The sequence below is a fragment of the Polaromonas sp. genome (genome assembly GCF_012927415.1).
Lineage (GTDB): Bacteria > Pseudomonadota > Gammaproteobacteria > Burkholderiales > Burkholderiaceae_C > Polaromonas.
Genome location: NZ_JABBPF010000095.1, coordinates 1 through 17,569, shown reverse-complemented (window position 1 = coordinate 17,569; position 17,569 = coordinate 1). Strand labels below are relative to the sequence as shown.

Here is a 17,569-nt window from a genome sequence, read left to right as displayed (position 1 = left end):
GCGAAAGGGCGATGAGCGCACTCGCGCTGGTTTTGGCTCGATCTGTAGTTGTTCTTACGGGCGGGTACCGCGACAAGCACGTCGCTTATTTTTCTTGCTTTAAAAGACCTGAAAAGGTGGTTGTGATTGCCAATGGTATCGACGTTGCACGTTATCGGCGCGCAGCACCCCGGCCACCTGCCCACATGGTACGGATCGGAATGGCCGCCAGATTCACCGACACCAAGCGCCAGGATTTGCTGGTTTCGGCTTTGGCTTTGCTGGTTCGACACCAGCCAGAGGTGAACTGGCGTCTGTCACTGGCTGGCGATGGCGTCTGTCATGCCCAAGTGAAGGCTCTGGTTAGTCGATTGGGACTAGGCAATCATGTGGAACTGATGGGAAATCTTGACCAGGCTGACTTGGTATCCTGGTTTCAGTCGCTGGATTTTTACGCCCATGCTTCTGAAGGCGAGGCGCTTAGCACAGCCATGCTCCAAGCCATGTCAATGGAATTGCCAATAGTAGCATCAGCCGTACCAGGGATAAGCAATTTACTTATGCAGGGCGAGAGACAATTTGGTTTATTGGCTAAAGAAAATACACCAGAGGCATTCGCCGATGTGATTCGACTGCTTCAGTCAAATCCTGATTTACAGACGCGGTTTATGGCGGATGCACGGGATCTGGTAATCCGTTTATACAATAACGAAACTATGTTTGAGTCTTACAATAATCTTGTTCAGGGGAGTAGAAATTGAAAAGAAAAATTCTGATTACCGGCGGTGCGGGTAACGTTGGTGGTAGCCTCGCTCGCCGCTTGGTTGCGGACCCAAATAATTTTGTTGTCGTTGTTGATAATCTGCTTACTGGTTCGCGCACAAAATTACCTCAGACTGAGGGTGAAAACTGGCGTTTCATCAAAGCGGACTGCAATCGCATGGATGAAATGGCGCCAATCATGTGTTCGAGTGGGTTTGACTACATTTTCCATTACGCTGCAGTCGTGGGTGTGAAGCGGACCCTTGAATCGCCTCGGATGGTACTGGATGACGTTAAAGGAATTGAGAATGTCCTTGGCTTGGCCAAATCCACTGGTGTGCGGCGTGTTTTTTATTCGTCTAGTTCGGAGGTTTATGGCGAACCTGTTGAATTTCCCCAGCGGGAGTCCACGACGCCGCTCAATTCGAGGTTACCGTATGCCATCGTGAAGAATTTGGGAGAGGCTTATTTCAAGTCCTTTTATCAGGAGTATGGGTTGGAATACACCATATTCCGCTTCTTCAATACTTATGGTCCATTGCAGAGCACCGATTTCGTAATGTCACGGTTCTTGTCGCAGGCATTGACCGGTGAACCATTGACAATTTATGGTGAGGGTAGTCAAACCCGAACCTTCTGTTACGTTGAAGATAACCTCGACACTGTGCAGAAACTCCTCAACGACGGCGTTGGAGTGAATGAGGTGATCAACATCGGTAGCGATGTCGAGATTTCCATGCTCGACTTGGCAAGGCGGATAATTGAGATTACCGGGTCCAAATCGTATATCACGCACCTGCCAGCATTAACGGAGGGGGATATGACTCGACGGTTGCCAGATGTCACTCGAATGCGTTCGATCCTTGGTCGGGATTTAACACAATTGGAGAATGGAATCCGGTTGACGCTTCGATTTCAGCAGGAAATCGCTGCGTGAAGGTCTTGCTTCTCCAGAAAATGGCGGGGATATCGGGCTCGGAGCGTTATTTCCTGAGTATTTTGCCCGAGTTGCGTAAGCGGGGTGTAGATGCCGCTTTTCTGGTTGTTCAGCATCCCGCCAATGCGGAGAAGAACCGAGTTTTTATTGCAGGACTCCGAGCTGCAAGTATACCGGTTCACATCATGGATTCTCGTTTGTCAATTAGTCCTTGGCTGATTTGGCGTTTGGCAAGGTTTATAAAGCACCACCAGTTTGATGTCATTCAATCAAACCTGATCCATGCTGATGTCTGGGGGGCCTGTGTCAAGCGCTTTTTTATGCCCGCGCTGCGCCTCCTGTCGGTTAAGCATGGGTACAGCGAGTCTTATCAGACTCGTCACGGCTTGAATCCCGCCTATCTCAGGAAGGATCTGATGTCGCTTCTTACCCGCTGGGCGGGGGGCTATACCGATCGGGTGGTCTGTATTTCTTCTGCGCTTGAATCATTTCTGGTAAAGGGTAATCTCATCGCAGCCAGTAAGGTTATGGCCATACCGTACGGCTTCGATTTCTCCAATGCACCCTCCATGGTTGAACTTGGTGGAGTGCGCTTTGGTACACCACAGATCGTTGTCGCTGGTCGGGCGGTACGGGTTAAGCAGCATCATCTATTGATCCGCGTACTGCCGGAACTTGTTCGTGAATTCCCCAATATGTCTGTGGTGATGGTGGGGGCAGGCCCGCTACTTGAGGAACTGAAGCGAAGCACCGATGCGCTCGGCTTGTCTGTCAATGTTCATTGGGAAGGGTTTCGGGACAACATGCATGACTACATCCGCGATTCAGATCTTATGGTTATCCCATCAGCGGCGGAGGGTTTTGGCTTAGTCGTGCTGGAGGCTTGGTATCACGGCAAACCAGTAGTAGCCTTCGATGTTCCTGCAATCAACGAAATAATTGAATCCGGCGTAGATGGCGAATTGGTTGAGCCATTCGATACCAGGCAATTGCTTAGTTCTTTAAGAAATTTGCTCGCAGCGCCCGAACGGCTGCGCGTATTGGGTGCCGCGGGCAAGGAAAAGCAAATTGATAAATACGGCCTTGCTCTAATGACAGAGAGAACGCTCACCGTGATGCAGCAGTTAACAGTTGCGTCGATTACCGGCCGATAAATGTGTGATTTAGCAGATTGTTTGTTGGCGCATCTAGCGGAGCTGTGTGGCCCTGCGGTCACCGCCACTTGATGGCCAGCGCCACCCAGCACGCGGCCCCGACGACTCTGACGCCTGGGTGACGCGCAGACCGTATTGCGCTGGGCCATCGCCGCCTTTCCATTGTTGACCTGTTGCCCGCCGGGCACCAGGCCATGACCTCAGGCGGGGGGGTGATATGTGATGGCCTTCAATAGTGAGATTTACAACGATTTGGAGGTGCGGACAGATCTGGAGGGGTTTCATCTCGAGGCCGAGGGCCATGACGATCCATGGTTGAAGAGGCCGGCGACCGATTGTTGCGCTGCGCTCTTAATGACAGGGCGTAGATTGCAGTGCTGGCCGTTATTTCGAGGAGCAGAGCGACGTGGCAATCGCAATGACGGGGAGGGGCGGTGCGCAGAAGCTCGTATCCGCCTATGGCGAGGCTTGATTGAGGGCAGATTCCTGCGACATCAGATTTATTTTTCAACCGGGGCCGTCATCATTCAACACATCCTCCTTACCGGCGGTGCCGGTTATATCGGCAGCCACACCTGCGTGGCGCTGGTGCATGCTGGCTACACGCCGGTGATTGTTGACAACTTTTCCAACAGTCACCCGGCGGTGCTGCCGCGTTTGCGGCAAATCACCGGGCAAGCCATTGCCTGCGAGCAAGGCGATGTGGCTGACGCGGCTTTCATGACCGATGTGCTGCGCCGCTACAGGGTGCAGGCGGTGATGCATTTTGCGGGCTACAAGGCAGTGGGCGAAAGCGTTGCCCAGCCGCTTAAGTATTACCGCAATAACTTGGCCAGCATGCTGGGGCTGCTGGAAGCGATGACTGCTGCGGGCTGTCGGACGCTGGTGTTTTCAAGCAGCGCCACCGTGTATGGCGATCCGCACGCGGTGCCCATGACCGAAGACTTCCCGCGCAGCCACACCAACCCCTATGGCCATACCAAGCTGATGATCGAAGACATGCTGGCGTCGCTGTGCAGGGCTGACCCGGCTTGGGCAGTAGCCGTGTTGCGTTATTTCAACCCTGTGGGGGCGCATCCTGGTGGTCTGATCGGTGACGATCCGAGCGGCATTCCCAATAACCTGATGCCCTACATCTCTCAGGTGGCGGTGGGCAAGCGCCCGCAGTTGCAGGTGTTTGGCAACGACTACCCCACCGTTGATGGCACTGGGGTGCGTGACTATATCCATGTGCTGGATCTGGCTGAAGGCCATGTCGCCGCACTGAACGCATTGCTGGAGCATGGCCAGCATTTGACCGTGAACCTGGGCACGGGTCAGGGCCATAGCGTGCTGCAGGTGGTGCGGGCGTTCGAGCAAGCGAGCGGCCGCGAAGTGCCTTGCCAGATCATGCCGCGCCGCGCCGGCGATGTAGCGCAGTGTTACGCCGACCCTTCGCTGGCACGGCAGCTGCTGGGCTGGCAGGCGCGGCGTTCGCTGGCGGAAATGTGCGGCGACGCCTGGCGCTGGCAAAGCCAGAATCCGGACGGCTATCGATTCGGGGCCCCTGCGGCGGTCGTCCCGTCGCGCCGCTGACGTGCGTGCTCTCGGTCATCAACAAGGATAAAAATTAAATGTGCGGATTTGCAGGATTTTTGACCGCTGACGTGAGCGCGTTGGGGGGGGGGCTTGAGGCTGTCGCCACCCGGATGGCCGAGGCCATCGCGCACCGCGGGCCGGACGACGCTGGCGCCTGGGCGGATGCACAGGCTGGCCTTGCGCTGGGCCACCGCCGTCTTTCCATTGTTGACCTGTCGCCCGCCGGGCACCAGCCCATGGCGTCAAGCGGTGGGCGGTATGTGATGGCTTTCAATGGCGAGATTTACAACCACCTGGAGATGCGGGCGGCGCTGGAGGAGCGCCATGGCATGGCCTGGCGCGGGCATTCGGATACCGAGACCTTGCTGGCGGGCTTTGAAACCTGGGGCGTGGAGGCAACGCTCAAGCGCACCGTTGGCATGTTTGCCATTGCGCTGTGGGATGTGCAGACGCGCACTCTGCATCTGGCGCGCGACCGTTTTGGTGAAAAGCCCTTGTACTACGGCTGGACGGGCGGCGAGTCGGGGCGGGCGTTTGTGTTTGGCTCTGAACTGAAAGCCTTGCGCGTCTTTCCGGGCTTTAACAATGCGGTGTGCCGGCAGGCGCTGGCGCAGTACATGCGCTTTATGTATGTGCCTGCACCGCGCAGCATTTACCAGGGCATTTACAAGCTTGAGCCAGGCTGCCTGCTCAGCATTCAGGGCGCTGCGCCCACAACCGCGCCAGCGCAGCTGCTGCGCCTGCCTGCTGTTGACGGCAGCTTGAGCCTGAGCCGCTGGTGGTCACTGGCCGAGGTGGTGCTGGCCGGGGCGCAAAGCCCGATTTCCGACGAGGTGGCGGCGGTCGATGCGCTGGAGCAGCGGCTGGCCGAAGCGGTACGCCTGCAGTCGCTGGCCGATGTGCCGCTGGGCGCGTTCTTGTCGGGTGGGGTTGATTCGTCGGCCATCGTCGCGCTGATGCAGCAGCAGGCAAAGAAAAGTGGCGCTGACCCGGTCAAAACCTTCACCGTGGGGTTTGAAGAGGCGGGGTTCGACGAATCGCCCTATGCGCGCGCCGTGGCGCATCACCTGGGCACGGAGCACACCGAGTTGTTTGTCACCTCAGTGGAAGCGCAAGCCGTGATTGCCCAGCTGCCGGCCATGTACGACGAGCCATTTGCAGACAGTTCGCAAATTCCCACGCACCTGGTGTGCCGCGCCGCGCGCCAGCATGTCACGGTGGTGCTGTCGGGCGATGCGGGCGATGAGCTGTTTGGCGGGTACAACCGTTATTTCTGGGGGCCGCGGATCTGGAACAAGCTGGCCGTGATGCCGTATGCCGTGCGTCAGGCGTTAGGCGCTGTCATCACGGCTGTGCCCATGGCGGGATGGGATGCACTGAGCCGGCCGGTCAACGCCCTGCTTCCCGGTAGTAGGGGCATTGCCCGCGCCGGCGACAAGGCGCACAAGCTGGGTGCCCGCCTGCGCGGTGTGCGCAATCTGGACGATTTGTACCTGAGTCTGGTGTCCGAATGGCAAGACCCGGCACAGGTGGTGCGCGGGGAGGGCGGTGGCATGGTGGTGGAGCCGCCCAGTCTGCTCGATGACCCGGCGCCTGCACACGGGGTGGAAGCGAGCCAGCTGCGCATGATGTACCGCGACAGCATGACCTATTTACCCGATGACATTTTGTGCAAGGTAGACCGCGCGGCCATGGCGATCAGCCTGGAGACGCGGGTGCCTTTTTTGGATCACCGGGTAGCCGAACTGGCGTGGCAGCTGCCGCTGGACATGAAGATCAGGGGCGGGCAGGGCAAGTGGGCACTGCGCCAGGTGCTGTACCGGCATGTACCGCGCGAACTGATTGAGCGGCCCAAGGCGGGCTTTGGAATTCCGGTGGGGCAGTGGCTGCGTGGGCCGCTGCGGCCATGGGCTGAAAGCCTGCTGGATGAAAAGCGTTTGCAGGCGGAAGGCTATTTTTATCCGTTGCCGATTCGCGCCAAGTGGGCCGAGCACCTGAGCGGCCAGCGCGACCACACCGCCAGCCTTTGGGCGGTGCTGATGTTTCAGGCGTGGCTGGCGGAGCAGTAGGCGCTTGGCCGTCATTGCGAGCCAAGTGCGGCAATCCACTCTTGTCCTGTCATTGCGATTGCCGCGTCGCTTTGCCCGTCGTAGTGACGGCCAGCGTGGCAATCCATGACCAAGGCGTCGTCATCCTGAAATAGTACGGACAGATTCCAAAGGCAATCGTCTCGCCCGCCAATGGCGGCCACAAAAAACCCCTTTCAAAATCTGAACCCATCAATGCGCATTGCCGTTGTCTCCAATACCTGCTGGTATCTGTTTAATTTCCGCCTTAACCTGATGCTGGCCCTGCAGGCTGCAGGCCACACGGTGGTGGCGGTGGCGCCGGATGACGCCTACGCCCAGCGCCTCCGCGATGCAGGCGTAAGTTTTGAGGCAGTGCCGATCTCGGGCGGCGGCACGCACCCGTTACGCGAGCTGCAGTCGGTGTTGCGCCTGGGGGCGGTGTTTCGCCGCCGTCGGGTGGGCCTGGTGCTGAGCTACACGCCCAAAGGCAATTTGTATTCAGCACTGGCCTGCATCGCGCTGCGCATTGCATTTGTACCCAATGTTTCGGGCCTGGGCCGGGCGTTTATTCGCAAGTCGCTGGTGACGCAAGTGGCAAAACTGTTGTACCGGCTGACCTTTGGCCGTGCATACCGGGTTTTCTTTCAGAACCTCGACGACATGGGGGTTTTTGTCAGCAGTGCGCTGGTGCAGGCCAGCAAGGCTGAACGCCTGCCCGGCTCGGGGGTTGATCTGAGCCGCTTTGTGCCTGCACCGCTGGTCGCGCGGGCGGCGGAAGCACCGGTTTTTTTGCTTGTGGCTCGCATGCTGTGGGACAAGGGCGTGGGTGAATGTGTAGAGGCTGCGCGCCGCGTGCGCGCCTTGCATCCCGGCGCATGCTTTCAGCTGCTGGGTTTTCTGGATGTAGACAACCCGTCAGCCATTTCCCGCCAGCAGATGGACGAGTGGCTGGCCGAGGGCGTGGTGACTTACCTGGGCCGGACCGACGATGTGCGCGGCTTTCTGATGCAGGCCGACTGCGTGGTGCTGCCGTCGTATCGTGAAGGCGTGCCACGCACGCTGCTCGAGGCCGCTGCCATGGCTCGCCCGGTCATCACCACTGATGCGCCGGGCTGTCGTGACACGGTCATTGACGGAAGAACGGGGTTTTTGTGTCGCCCCGCTGACGCGCCGGACCTTGCTGACAAGTTGCTGTGTTTCATGGCTTTGACGCCTGAAGAGCGCCAGGCCATGGGGCACCGTGGGCGTGAGTTTGTGGAGGAGAACTTCGACGAGCGGCTGGTGATTGAGCGGTATCTGGCGGTGGTGGCAAAAATAGTTGCTAGCGACCAGGCTGATTAATGAACGACCTGACGAAGCCAGTACCAAGCCAGGCCGAGCATCTCATGCAGTGCAGATTTTGCAAGTCGCAGGCCTTCGATGCCAGGGAGGAAATCGCGCCATAGAAGTGGGGCATGGTGCGAAAAATGAGTTGGCGCGGGAATCACTTCAAGCCCCTTGTCTGAAAACATCATTTTGGCGCGGCGCATGTGCATGGCATGCGTCACCAGAATGATGCGTTGAATGTGCTCTCGCGCCAGAACTCTGGATGTAAAAAAAGCATTTTGTTCGGTGTTCAGTGAGTTATCTTCTGTCCATTTGACGGCCACATGAAAATCATTTTCGAGCTGCCTTTTAATGGCGGTGGCCTCGCCATCACCGCCAGACGCGAGGACCGGCAGCCCGGTTTCACGATGCAGGCGCACAGTTTCGCGAATGCGGTCGTCGCCACCGGTCAAAACCACAATCGCCTGCCCGCGTTTTGCGGCCGGCGCAGAAATTGGCGTGGACGCCTCCTCGACTGACGCGATCAGCCAGATACCGCCCGCCTTGCTGCAAAAAAAAATGCCACAAGCAAGCAGACCGAGCGCGACGAAGACTATTAAATGGCCAGAGCGGCTCCTTGGCTCTTCGGTAACCGGCGCCTGATTCATCGTTAAAACCAATCCTTCGGAAACTTCTAGCGTCGATCACAAGGCGCCTTTTTGCAAAACCCTAAAGCGAGAAGAGTTACTCGCCAAAGAGGGCAACCAGACGTGCGGCTGACCCTCACCGCACGATGCAGCCATCCAAAACCGCACCGTAACGCCTGCAAATGAATACTACCAAACACGAGTGCTCATGCGCTGCAGGTGCTATCCCGCGCAGCACACTAGAAGCCACCTTCAAATTTATCGCGGATGATATGCGTCAGCGGCTAGAATCCCGCCAAGTCAAACGAGTTAGCCTGCTGCGACTCGCTGCTACAAGTTGTTTACGGCGTCTCTGGGTAAATCGTGACTAAAAATCAGGCAACAAGGAATGCCAAGTTTGACAAGCCCCGGCCCAGGCAATATTCACCAAGCGGGGCTTCCGGTTAGGTGGCGCCCAGGGCGGCCTGGCTTTTCGGCAAGGCCCGCGGTAAACAAGAAACGATGAACTTACGATTGATTCTTGGCCTTGCCAGGCCCTGGCGCGCCACGCTGGCGCTTTGCTCGCTGCTCATGCTGATGGAAACCGGCGCGTCGCTGGCCGTGCCTTGGCTGGCGGGCCAGTTTGCCGCGCGCCTGTTGACTGGCGCGGCCCATGCCGGCGGTACGCTGCTGCTAGGCCTGCTCGCCTTGTTTGCCATGCAGGCGCTGCTGAAGTTTGCCAACGCCTGGTTGCTGGGGCGCACCGCGGAGTCCATCCTGGCCGACCTGCGTACCCGCCTGTATGACCATCTGCAGGCGCTGCCGCTGGCTTATTTTCACCAGCGCCGGCACGGCGAAATCCTGGCGCTGCTGACCAACGACGTGGAGCGCCTGGCTGCTTACATCAGCGGCACGCTGCTGAGTGTGTTGCCCATGCTGCTGACGCTGATTGGCGCGGTGCTACTGATGCTGCGCATTGACGCGCGCCTGACACTGCTGGTTTTGGTGATGATTCCGCTGTTTTACCTGTTGCTGAAAGTGTTGGGCCGCCGCCTGCGGCCGCTGTCAAGTCAGTTGCAGCAGGCGCATGCCGATGCCGTGGCCGTTGCCCAAGAGAACCTGACCATGCTGCCCGCCATCAAGACCTTCACGCGCGAGCCGCTGGAGTCGGCCCGCTACCGCCGGCACATCGACCGCATTGTCAGCCTGAGCTATCAGGAAAAATTCAAATACGCCGCGCTCGGCCCCAGTGTGCAGTTTCTGGCTGCGGCCGGCATGGTGCTGGTGCTTTGGCTGCTGGGCAGCGTGGCGCAGGGCCGCACCCCGGCGGACATGGTGAGCTTTCTGCTTTATGCCGCGCTGCTGACCCGCCCCGTTAGTTCGCTGGCCGACGTATATGGCCAGACGCGCCAGGCGCGCGGGGCGCTGGAGCGGCTGGGCGACGTGCTGCGCGAGCCGCCCGAGCCAGCGACCGGCACCAGCCACCCGCTGCCGTCCGTGCGCGGCGAGATCGAGTTCGACGACCTGCACTTTGCCTACCCCGACCGACCGCCTGCGCTGAGTGGCATCAAGCTGCACATCCGCGCCGGCGAGACCGTGGCCCTCACCGGTCCTAACGGCGCTGGCAAGAGCACGCTGGCGCATTTGCTCATGCGCCTGATGGTGCCCACGGCCGGCCGCATCCTGATCGACGGCATTGACATCGCCAGCGTCGGGCTGGCCAGCCTGCGCAGCCAGATCGGCGTGGTGCCGCAGCATGTGCTGCTGTTCAATGGCAGCGTGTTCGACAACATCGCTTACGGCCTGCCTGATGCACGGCCCGAAGCCGTCATGGCGGCTGCCCGCGCCGCCCAGGCGCACGACTTCATCACCCGGCTGCCGCACGGCTATGACAGCCTCATTGGCGACCAGGGCATCCGCCTGTCAGGCGGGCAGCGCCAGCGCATCGCCCTGGCGCGCGCGCTACTGAAAGACCCGCCCATCCTGGTGCTGGACGAAGCCACCGCCATGTTCGACCCCGAGGGCGAGAAATCCTTTATCGCCGAATGCCACGAGATCCTGGCGCGGCGCACTGTTATCCTCATCACGCACCGGCCTGCGAGTCTGGCGCTGGCGGACCGGGTGTTGCGGCTGGAAGAGGGCCGTATCATTGAATGCTTTGACACCCCTGGCGGTCCGCAACTTTCGCCTTTGTTGCAACCCAATTCGAGCGCATTTTTTTAGATGAAAAATATCGTCATTCGCGAAGGCGGCAATCCACTTTTCGCATGCAAATCAATCGCTTTAAAGGCGCTGGATATTTCACTTGAAGAACCTTGCCCGCCACTTGGCCCAATTCCGCGCACTCAGCCACGCCGAACAGCGTACGCTGCTGGCGGCAGCTACGTGGATGCCGGTTTTCTGGCTTGGCCTGCGCGTGCTGGGGCTGCCGCGCTTCCAGGCGCGGCTTGAACGCGCCAGAAAGCCGATTTGCCCTGCCATCACGCTGCCCGAGGTTCAGGCGCTCGGTGAACTCGTCAACATCGCGGCGCGCCACACGCTGGGCTCGCGCACCTGCCTTACGCGCTCGCTGTTGCTAGGCTGGCTGCTGCGGCGACGCGGGGTAGAGAGTCAGTTGCGCATCGGCGTGCGACTGAGGCGGGGCGCGCTTGACGCGCATGCCTGGGTGGAATGCAAGGGCGTTCCCGTCAACGACGGTCCCGACGTGAGCGCGCTGTTTGCGTCATTTGGCGACCTGATTCCATTAAAGGCATTTCAAGCACCATGAGCGGCATCACAGGCATCATTCATTTCGACGGCAAGCCCGTCGAGCCCGGCCAGGTTGAGGCCATGACGGCAGCCATGCACTACCGAGGGCCGGACGGCATCAATCACTGGCGCAAGGGGAACGTGGCGCTGGGCCAGTGCATGCTGCGCACCACGCCCGAGTCGCTGGAAGAAACCCAGCCGCTGACTAACGAGGACGAAAGCCTGGTGCTTGTCTGGGACGGCCGTCTCGACAATCGCGAGGAATTGCGTCGCAGCATTTTGCAGTCGGGTGCCCGTTTGCGCAATAACTCCGATGCGGAGCTTGTCATGCGAAGCTTTGCTATTTGGCGTGATCAATGTCCTCTGCGATTGCTCGGGGATTTCGCTTTCGCCGTGTGGGACAAAACGCGTCAGGAAATTTTCTGTGCGGTCGATCACATCGGTGCAAGGCCGCTCTACTACACTCTCAATAGGGGGTACTTTGCTTTTGCCTCTGAAGAGGAGTCGTTGCTGGTCTTGCCGGGAGTTTCCGGGCGGCCCAACGAATTGCAGATCGCCGATATGTTGGTGCTTCCGCCCGAAAGCTTCGACAACCAGTATTCGTGGTTGCATGACGTGAAGGGCCTAATGCCGGGAAATAGCGTAGTGGTTTCCCGGGACGGAGCACTAAGTGCTTCCCGTTATTGGCGGCTTGACGCAGGCATTGAGAGTGCTTATTCATCTGATGAAGAGTGTCAGGAAGCATTTTTGTCGGTGTTTGCTGAAGCCGTTCGTTGCCGTATGCGTTCGGCTGGCCCTGTCGCCGCCATGATGAGTGGTGGGATGGATTCAGCGGGAATTTTGGCCATGGTTCGGCGACTGTTGCCGGAGATGCCGGGCAAGCAGTTTCATACCTACTCTGCCATTGCTGATGAGCCCGAAAACTGTGTGGAAAGCCAATGCATACTGAGCTTGACAAAAGGTTTGCATGGCAATGCACATTTCGTTTCTGTGCCCTCATTCAAGGGCATGGCCAATGTGCAGGATCTGATAGAAGTTGCTTGGTCAAAGCCGCATCCCATCGATAATTCAATTTTATTGCCGGCCGTCATGTGCAAAGCCGCAGGTGCGCAGGGCCATCGTGTCATGCTGACCGGAGTTAGTGGAGATTTAACCATGGCGGGCCCTGACAAGTTTCCCGCACACCTTCTGCGCAAAGGCGATTGGCGGCAGGCGTGGAGTGAATGCAAGGCTATTAGCGAAAACCACACTCTTTTACAAGGTGCTTCACCTGTCATGCTTTTGCTGAAAAACACATGGGTTGCCTATGCACCCGTCACTGCGAGATCTTTGGTATTTCGGATGCGGCATAAAGAGACGTGGTTGGCGAGTGGTGCGATCAACCCAGATTTCGTCCGTAAACTTGATTTGGTTGAGCGTTTGCGCCTACAAACAAATCGTCGAGCGATAAACGCGGCATCTTCTGAAGATCACCGGCAAGGACTTGCCCGATTTAACGGAGGCCCGTGGGGTTTAGTGTCCGGGTTGTCTGGATATGACCGTGTCGCGGGTCGCTATGGAGTGGAGTTGCGTGACCCTTGGGCTGACAAGCGAGTCGTGGAGTTCTTTTTACGTCTGCCGCTGCGCTACAAACAGCGCAACGGTTGGACAAAACACTTCGCTCGCACAGCGTTTGCTATGGAACTCGACGACAAGGTGCGGTGGCGACGTGGCAAGGAGCACTTGGGCTTCCATTTTTATCAATCATTGATGGATGAATGGTCAAAGCCAGCATTGCAGCGTATGGTCGTTGACCTGCAAAGGTTGAGACCCTACGTAAATATAGGTACCCTTTGGTCCAGATACAGCGAAGACAAAGAAGGAACTGATACAAACACAAGCCCTAGCTATTCGATGAGCGAACTGGTCGCTCTCGAACGCTGGCTACATCGCATTGAGCTACGGGCTCAAAGCACATCATTAATCTGCTAGACTGAATAACAATTAGTAACAAAAGGTTCGTATGTCCTTGAATCAGTCACAGGCCCAGCAAGCCAGCGAATTCTTCACTGCGCCGACAAATGCAAAGAAAAAGTACAAGCCCCCTGGGCTTGTATGCTATGGATGTGTCAGCGTTTTGACCCAGAACGGTACAAATGGCAGCTCCGAAAACTCTACGTCTACCGGTAAGGCTTTTATGGCTACCTGCGACATGCGACTTAAGCAAGATATCGTATTCGTCGAGAACCACCCCTTAGGTTTTGGGTTGTATCTGTTCGATTACAAGCCGGAATTCAGCGAGCTGTATGGGAGCGGACGTCAGTTTGGCGTCATGGCTCAGGAGGTTGAAACCGTGATGCCCGACGCAGTGGTTACATATGGTGACGGTTTCAAACGGGTCAACTACGCCATGCTTGGGGTAAGCCTCTCCCCGCGTCGCGTGCATTGATTCAGGCTTCGGCATCGGTGATTTAATGAGCGGATCGCTCGAAGAGCATTTGGGGTATCTATCGTTGCCCCATAGGCTCGATCTCTACCGGGCAGCCGTTGAAAAGATCGTGCAACCGGGCGACCATGTGGCTGACGTCGGCTGCGGCACGGCAGTGCTAGGGATGCTGTGTCTCCAAGCAGGTGCAGGGCATGTCCACGCCATCGATTCATCAGTGGCCATAGAAGTCGCACGTGAAACACTGTCCCGTGCTGGTCGCGCATCCAAAGTCGATTTCATTCGCGGCTCTTCCTTCCAAGTGGATTTGCCGGAGCGTGTGGATGTGGTCATCTGCGACCATGTGGGCTATTTCGGTTTTGACTATGGCCTAATTGGTTTGTTGGCCGATGCGCGAAAGCGTTTCCTCAAGCCCGGTGGCATGCTGATTCCAAGTCGGCTAAAGCTCCATATCGCCGCGGTCGAGTCCCAGAAAGGCCGTCAGTTGGCTGATGGCTGGCAAGCGCCTGGCATCCCGCCCGAGTTCCACTGGGTTCGCCAGAACAGCGTCAACAGCAAGCATGCCGTGAACTTGCAGCGTGACGAACTGCTGACTGCCCCTTCCGAACTGTGCTGCATTAATCTTCAAGTCGATCAGCCCGACTTCTTTTCATGGTCTGCACATTTGACGGTTCAGCGGGATGGCGTTTTGCACGGCTTGGCAGGCTGGTTCGAGTGTGAGTTGGCAGAAAGTGTCTGGATGACGAACTCTCCCTTGTCTGATTTCGCCATCGGCCGACCTCAGGCCTTTCTTCCGATTGAAGACGCGCTGCCCGTGAAGTGCGGTGAAGTTCTTGATGTGACGGTAATGGCAAGACCTGCGGATCATATGATTGCCTGGGTTGTTGTGCATTCAGCCTCGGGTCGCCGCTTTAGCCACTCCACGTGGCAAGGTGAGTTGCTGGATCGAGAGCAAATTATTAGAAACCATCCGGAGCACATTCCTCACTTTAGCCGAACTGGTCATGCCAGAAGTCTCGTGCTGGGTTATTGCGACGGACAGCGTTCGGTGGCGCAAGTGCAGCAGGCTGTGATGCGCGATCATCCGGCGCTTTTTCCGTCTAGGGCAGAAACCGCGCGTTTTATAACAGCAGTTTTGAGTCGGGATACGCAGTGACCGTGACTTTGCAGACTTTGGACGCCCGGCCGCAGGCGCAGTTGCCCCAAGGGCCTTTTCACCAGTGGACATTTCCTAATGGGACTGAGTGGACCCTCTTTTACCGGCTGAGCAGCAGCTACCTGCTGCGCTTTCCAGACCTGGCGGATTTTGAGGTATCGCGTGATGGCCGAAAGGCTACCGCCTGGCCTGTCCCGGGAGTGTCACCGGGAACGGTGGAGCATCTGCACCTTAATCAGGTCTTGCCGCTGGCGCTCAGTCGGCAAGGGCGGCTGGTGCTGCATGCGAGTGCGGTGGTAATCGATGGAAAAGGTGTGGCCTTCACCGGCGAATCCGGGCGAGGAAAGTCCACGCTGGCGGCCAGTTTTGCCACGACAGGCGCGCGCTTCCTGACTGATGACGGCTTGCAACTAGACTGGCTGGACGGGCAGTGCCGGATTACGCCCAGCCACCCCTCCGTGCGCCTCTGGGAAGACAGCCAGGAGGCGTTGATCCCACAGGCTGTGGACCTCGTGCCAGCGGTGGAATATACGACCAAGGCACGCTTGCTGGCGGGTGATGCGATGGCCTTTTGCGACCAGCTACAACCGCTGAGGCGTGTTTATTTCCTGGGTGAGGGCGTGGCGCCGTCGCTGGTAATCGAAGCGGTGCGGCCGGCCGAGGCGCTCATGGAACTGGTGAGGAATTCCTTTCTGCTCGACATCGAGGAAAAACAGTTGCTGGCCTGGCATTTCGACGAGATGGTGCGGCTGGCAGAACTGCCGATCTATTACCGCCTCGATTACCCCCGCCGTTACGAGGATTTGCCTCGCGTGCGCGAGGCCATCATCCGGCATGCCATTGAAGAAGAAAGCAAAGTGACATGAACCTGTCTGACAAAGTGACGATTCCCGCCCAGGTGATGGCGCGGGAAGTCGGCGACGAAACTGTGATCCTGGACCTGGCGAACGGGACCTATTACGGCCTGGACCCGGTCGGTGCGCGCATCTGGCAACTGATGGCCGAGGGGCAGACGCTGGTGCAGGTTCGCGACGTGATACTGGCCGAATACGAGGTCGCGCATGAAGACATTGAACGCGACATGCTGGCGCTGGTGCAGGCGCTGCTGGAGCGACAGCTGGTGAGTGTTGATGCCTGATTGCACGCCAACTCGGGCCTGGCTGGCTGCATGGGCCGCAGGCGCCGCCTCGCCGGGGTCCATTGGCTCAGCGCTAACTCCGTTTGATCTGGTGGCCGCAGCGCGCCACGAAGGCGTGGTGGTGCTGGTGCACTGGCAATTGCAGCAGGCGCGGCGTGAGCCGGGTCATTCATCAATGCCAGAAGCCGTGCTGCAAGCCTTTGCTGTCGCTGCGCGCACGGATGCGATGGTGTCCATGTTGTTCGAGGCCGAGTCGCGAAGTGTGTTGAATGCAATGACAGCGGCGGGTATTCCAGGTCTTCTGCTCAAAGGGTCCGCGCTGGCTTACTGGGCTTATTCTGCTCCGCATCTTCGCGCTTGCAGCGATGTGGATCTGCTGGTGCCTTCGCGCGAGGCGGCGGAGTTATTGGCTGGTCGTTTGTGCCACGCGGGGCTTCAACGATCTGAAACTTCGGGTGACCTGGTGGCCTACGAGTTGATGTGCCGACGCCGTATTTCCGAAGAATTGCAGCTGGAAGTCGATGTGCATTGGCGCCTGGCCAATTCGCCCTTGTTTGCCGACGCATTTACGTTTGATGAACTGATGGCCGAGTCAATTCTCCTGCCACGCCTTGGGCCTCTCGCGCGCGGCCTGGGCCTGGTGCATGCCTGCATTCATGCGTGCGTGCACCGGGCGTTAAATCTTTCAATTGGCGTTGATGACAAGCTCAAGTGGTTGTATGACCTTGAGGTGTTGATGGCCCTGTTCAAGCCCTCGGACTGGCAGCAACTGACGGCCTTGTCGATCAGCAAAGGCCTGGCAGGAGTGGTGCTCAATGCGCTAGAGGTTTCCGCTACAACGTTTGGCCGCGAACTTCCTGGGGCGTTAACCACGGCGTTGCGGCACGCTGAGTTGGCTGAACCGCTAGCCGCGCGAAACCTTTCGGACTGGCGCTACATGCAACGCAAGACCTTTAAGGCGCTGCCCACGGTCAGTTTGCGCCTGCGCTGGTTATGCCAACGTGTGTTTCCAAGCCGGGACTACCTGGTGTGCCTGTACGGCGGCGAACGACGCAGCTATCTCGCGCTGTTGGCCGAACGGTTCAACCGGGCGTTGCAGCGTGTGAGCAATTGAACTTTTTATTCCGTTTCTAATTCATTCCGAGATTATTGAACGGCCCCACTCGTCATTGCGTTTGCCACGTCGCTTGCTCCTTTTCATGAAGTGCCGTTTTTTAGCAACACTTCATGGTTTCGTGTGCAGTTCTGGAGTTGGCATTGATTGCATTAGGGGATTGTTAATGAAAATTTTGTTCAGTGTGCTGGCCCTCTGTCTGGCAGTTTTGCAGCCGCCGGTGGTTCTTGCCCAAGTGCGTGGCGCCGAAGTGCCACCGCAGTCTTCCATGCCCGATCCCGTGCCTGGCGTACCCACTTCGGCCGCTTCGTCCGCCTCGGCCGGTCGTGCCATGCCGCTTGGCACCCTGGCCAGCCTTGGGGCCGACTACCGCATTGGCCCCAATGACTTGATGGATGTAGAGGTGTTTGGCGTGCCCGACCTCAAGCGCACGGTGCGTGTCAATTCATCGGGTCAGGTGTCGTTGGCGCTGGTGGGCAACGTAGAGGTGGCTGGCCTTTCGGCGCAACGGGCCGAAATCCTGATTGCCCAGAAATACGCTGAAAAATACCTGCAGAATCCGCAGGTGTCGCTCTTCA

At 58.2% G+C, this 17,569-nt stretch carries 16 protein-coding genes; 15 read left to right on the top strand and 1 reads right to left on the bottom strand.

Going from position 1 to position 17,569, the window contains the following annotated elements; all coding sequences use genetic code 11:
• The 6 genes from HHJ19_RS09905 to HHJ19_RS09880 form a co-directional block, all read left to right on the top strand.
• The coding region (locus tag HHJ19_RS09905; protein ID WP_296906631.1) for a glycosyltransferase family 4 protein at positions 1-740 on the top strand (740 nt) is incomplete at its 5' end.
• Entirely contained in the window at positions 737-1,678 is a 942-nt protein-coding gene (locus HHJ19_RS09900) for an NAD-dependent epimerase/dehydratase family protein (RefSeq protein ID WP_296906627.1), read from the top strand. The genes HHJ19_RS09905 and HHJ19_RS09900, both read left to right, overlap by 4 nt.
• A complete protein-coding gene (locus tag HHJ19_RS09895) occupies positions 1,675-2,832 on the top strand; it encodes a glycosyltransferase family 4 protein (protein WP_296906625.1) in 1,158 nt (385 codons plus the stop codon). Before HHJ19_RS09900 ends, HHJ19_RS09895 begins: the two co-directional genes overlap by 4 nt.
• Before the next feature lie 522 nt (positions 2,833-3,354).
• Entirely contained in the window at positions 3,355-4,407 is a 1,053-nt protein-coding gene (gene galE, locus HHJ19_RS09890; RefSeq protein WP_296906633.1) for a UDP-glucose 4-epimerase GalE, read from the top strand.
• 38 nt (positions 4,408-4,445) lie between these two features.
• Positions 4,446-6,479: an asparagine synthase (glutamine-hydrolyzing) gene (gene asnB, locus HHJ19_RS09885; protein WP_296906622.1), complete on the top strand. Its 2,034-nt coding sequence runs from the start codon at positions 4,446-4,448 to the stop codon at positions 6,477-6,479.
• A 213-nt stretch (positions 6,480-6,692) separates the two neighbouring features.
• Complete coding sequence (locus HHJ19_RS09880) at positions 6,693-7,820, top strand: glycosyltransferase family 4 protein (protein WP_296906619.1); 1,128 nt, start codon at positions 6,693-6,695, stop codon at positions 7,818-7,820.
• Here HHJ19_RS09880 and HHJ19_RS09875 read toward each other — a convergent pair.
• Complete coding sequence (locus tag HHJ19_RS09875) at positions 7,817-8,452, bottom strand: YdcF family protein (RefSeq protein WP_296906617.1); 636 nt, start codon at positions 8,450-8,452, stop codon at positions 7,817-7,819. The two genes, HHJ19_RS09880 and HHJ19_RS09875, sit on opposite strands and share 4 nt — an antisense overlap.
• Positions 8,453-8,932: 480 nt before the next feature.
• Here HHJ19_RS09875 and HHJ19_RS09870 point away from each other — a divergent pair, with 480 nt between their 5' ends.
• From HHJ19_RS09870 to HHJ19_RS09830, 9 genes are all read left to right on the top strand, one after another.
• Positions 8,933-10,633: an ABC transporter ATP-binding protein gene (locus HHJ19_RS09870; RefSeq protein WP_296906614.1), complete on the top strand. Its 1,701-nt coding sequence runs from the start codon at positions 8,933-8,935 to the stop codon at positions 10,631-10,633.
• Positions 10,634-10,715: 82 nt separating this feature from the next.
• On the top strand, positions 10,716-11,177 hold the full coding sequence (locus HHJ19_RS09865; RefSeq protein ID WP_296906611.1) for a lasso peptide biosynthesis B2 protein: 462 nt from the start codon (positions 10,716-10,718) through the stop codon (positions 11,175-11,177).
• The gene (locus tag HHJ19_RS09860; RefSeq protein ID WP_296906608.1) at positions 11,174-13,129 is read left to right on the top strand and encodes an asparagine synthase-related protein; all 1,956 of its coding nucleotides are present in this window, start codon (positions 11,174-11,176) and stop codon (positions 13,127-13,129) included. The genes HHJ19_RS09865 and HHJ19_RS09860 overlap by 4 nt, the downstream gene beginning before the upstream one ends.
• Before the next feature lie 31 nt (positions 13,130-13,160).
• The gene (locus HHJ19_RS09855) at positions 13,161-13,586 is read left to right on the top strand and encodes a tail fiber domain-containing protein (protein WP_296906604.1); all 426 of its coding nucleotides are present in this window, start codon (positions 13,161-13,163) and stop codon (positions 13,584-13,586) included.
• A 25-nt stretch (positions 13,587-13,611) separates the two neighbouring features.
• Positions 13,612-14,739: a 50S ribosomal protein L11 methyltransferase gene (locus tag HHJ19_RS09850; RefSeq protein ID WP_296906602.1), complete on the top strand. Its 1,128-nt coding sequence runs from the start codon at positions 13,612-13,614 to the stop codon at positions 14,737-14,739.
• A 2-nt stretch (positions 14,740-14,741) separates the two neighbouring features.
• The gene (locus HHJ19_RS09845; RefSeq protein ID WP_296906600.1) at positions 14,742-15,605 is read left to right on the top strand and encodes a hypothetical protein; all 864 of its coding nucleotides are present in this window, start codon (positions 14,742-14,744) and stop codon (positions 15,603-15,605) included.
• Positions 15,602-15,877 (top strand): PqqD family protein, encoded by a 276-nt coding sequence (locus tag HHJ19_RS09840; protein WP_296906598.1) that lies wholly within the window; start codon positions 15,602-15,604, stop codon positions 15,875-15,877. The genes HHJ19_RS09845 and HHJ19_RS09840 overlap by 4 nt, the downstream gene beginning before the upstream one ends.
• Positions 15,870-16,991: a nucleotidyltransferase family protein gene (locus HHJ19_RS09835; protein WP_296906596.1), complete on the top strand. Its 1,122-nt coding sequence runs from the start codon at positions 15,870-15,872 to the stop codon at positions 16,989-16,991. Before HHJ19_RS09840 ends, HHJ19_RS09835 begins: the two co-directional genes overlap by 8 nt.
• A 166-nt stretch (positions 16,992-17,157) precedes the next feature.
• A partial coding sequence (locus tag HHJ19_RS09830; protein WP_296906595.1) for a polysaccharide biosynthesis/export family protein occupies positions 17,158-17,569 on the top strand: 412 nt, incomplete at its 3' end.

Bases quoted from the DNA above. Each gene is read 5' to 3' on its own strand.
- asnB (WP_296906622.1), top strand. From the start codon at position 4,446: ATGTGCGGATTTGCAGGATTTTTGACCGCTGACGTGAGCGCGTTGGGG.
- HHJ19_RS09880 (WP_296906619.1), top strand. From the start codon at position 6,693: ATGCGCATTGCCGTTGTCTCCAATACCTGCTGGTATCTGTTTAATTTC.
- HHJ19_RS09875 (WP_296906617.1), bottom strand. From the start codon at position 8,452: ATGAATCAGGCGCCGGTTACCGAAGAGCCAAGGAGCCGCTCTGGCCAT.
- HHJ19_RS09870 (WP_296906614.1), top strand. From the start codon at position 8,933: ATGAACTTACGATTGATTCTTGGCCTTGCCAGGCCCTGGCGCGCCACG.
- HHJ19_RS09860 (WP_296906608.1), top strand. From the start codon at position 11,174: ATGAGCGGCATCACAGGCATCATTCATTTCGACGGCAAGCCCGTCGAG.
- HHJ19_RS09855 (WP_296906604.1), top strand. From the start codon at position 13,161: ATGTCCTTGAATCAGTCACAGGCCCAGCAAGCCAGCGAATTCTTCACT.
- HHJ19_RS09850 (WP_296906602.1), top strand. From the start codon at position 13,612: ATGAGCGGATCGCTCGAAGAGCATTTGGGGTATCTATCGTTGCCCCAT.
- HHJ19_RS09840 (WP_296906598.1), top strand. From the start codon at position 15,602: ATGAACCTGTCTGACAAAGTGACGATTCCCGCCCAGGTGATGGCGCGG.
- HHJ19_RS09835 (WP_296906596.1), top strand. From the start codon at position 15,870: ATGCCTGATTGCACGCCAACTCGGGCCTGGCTGGCTGCATGGGCCGCA.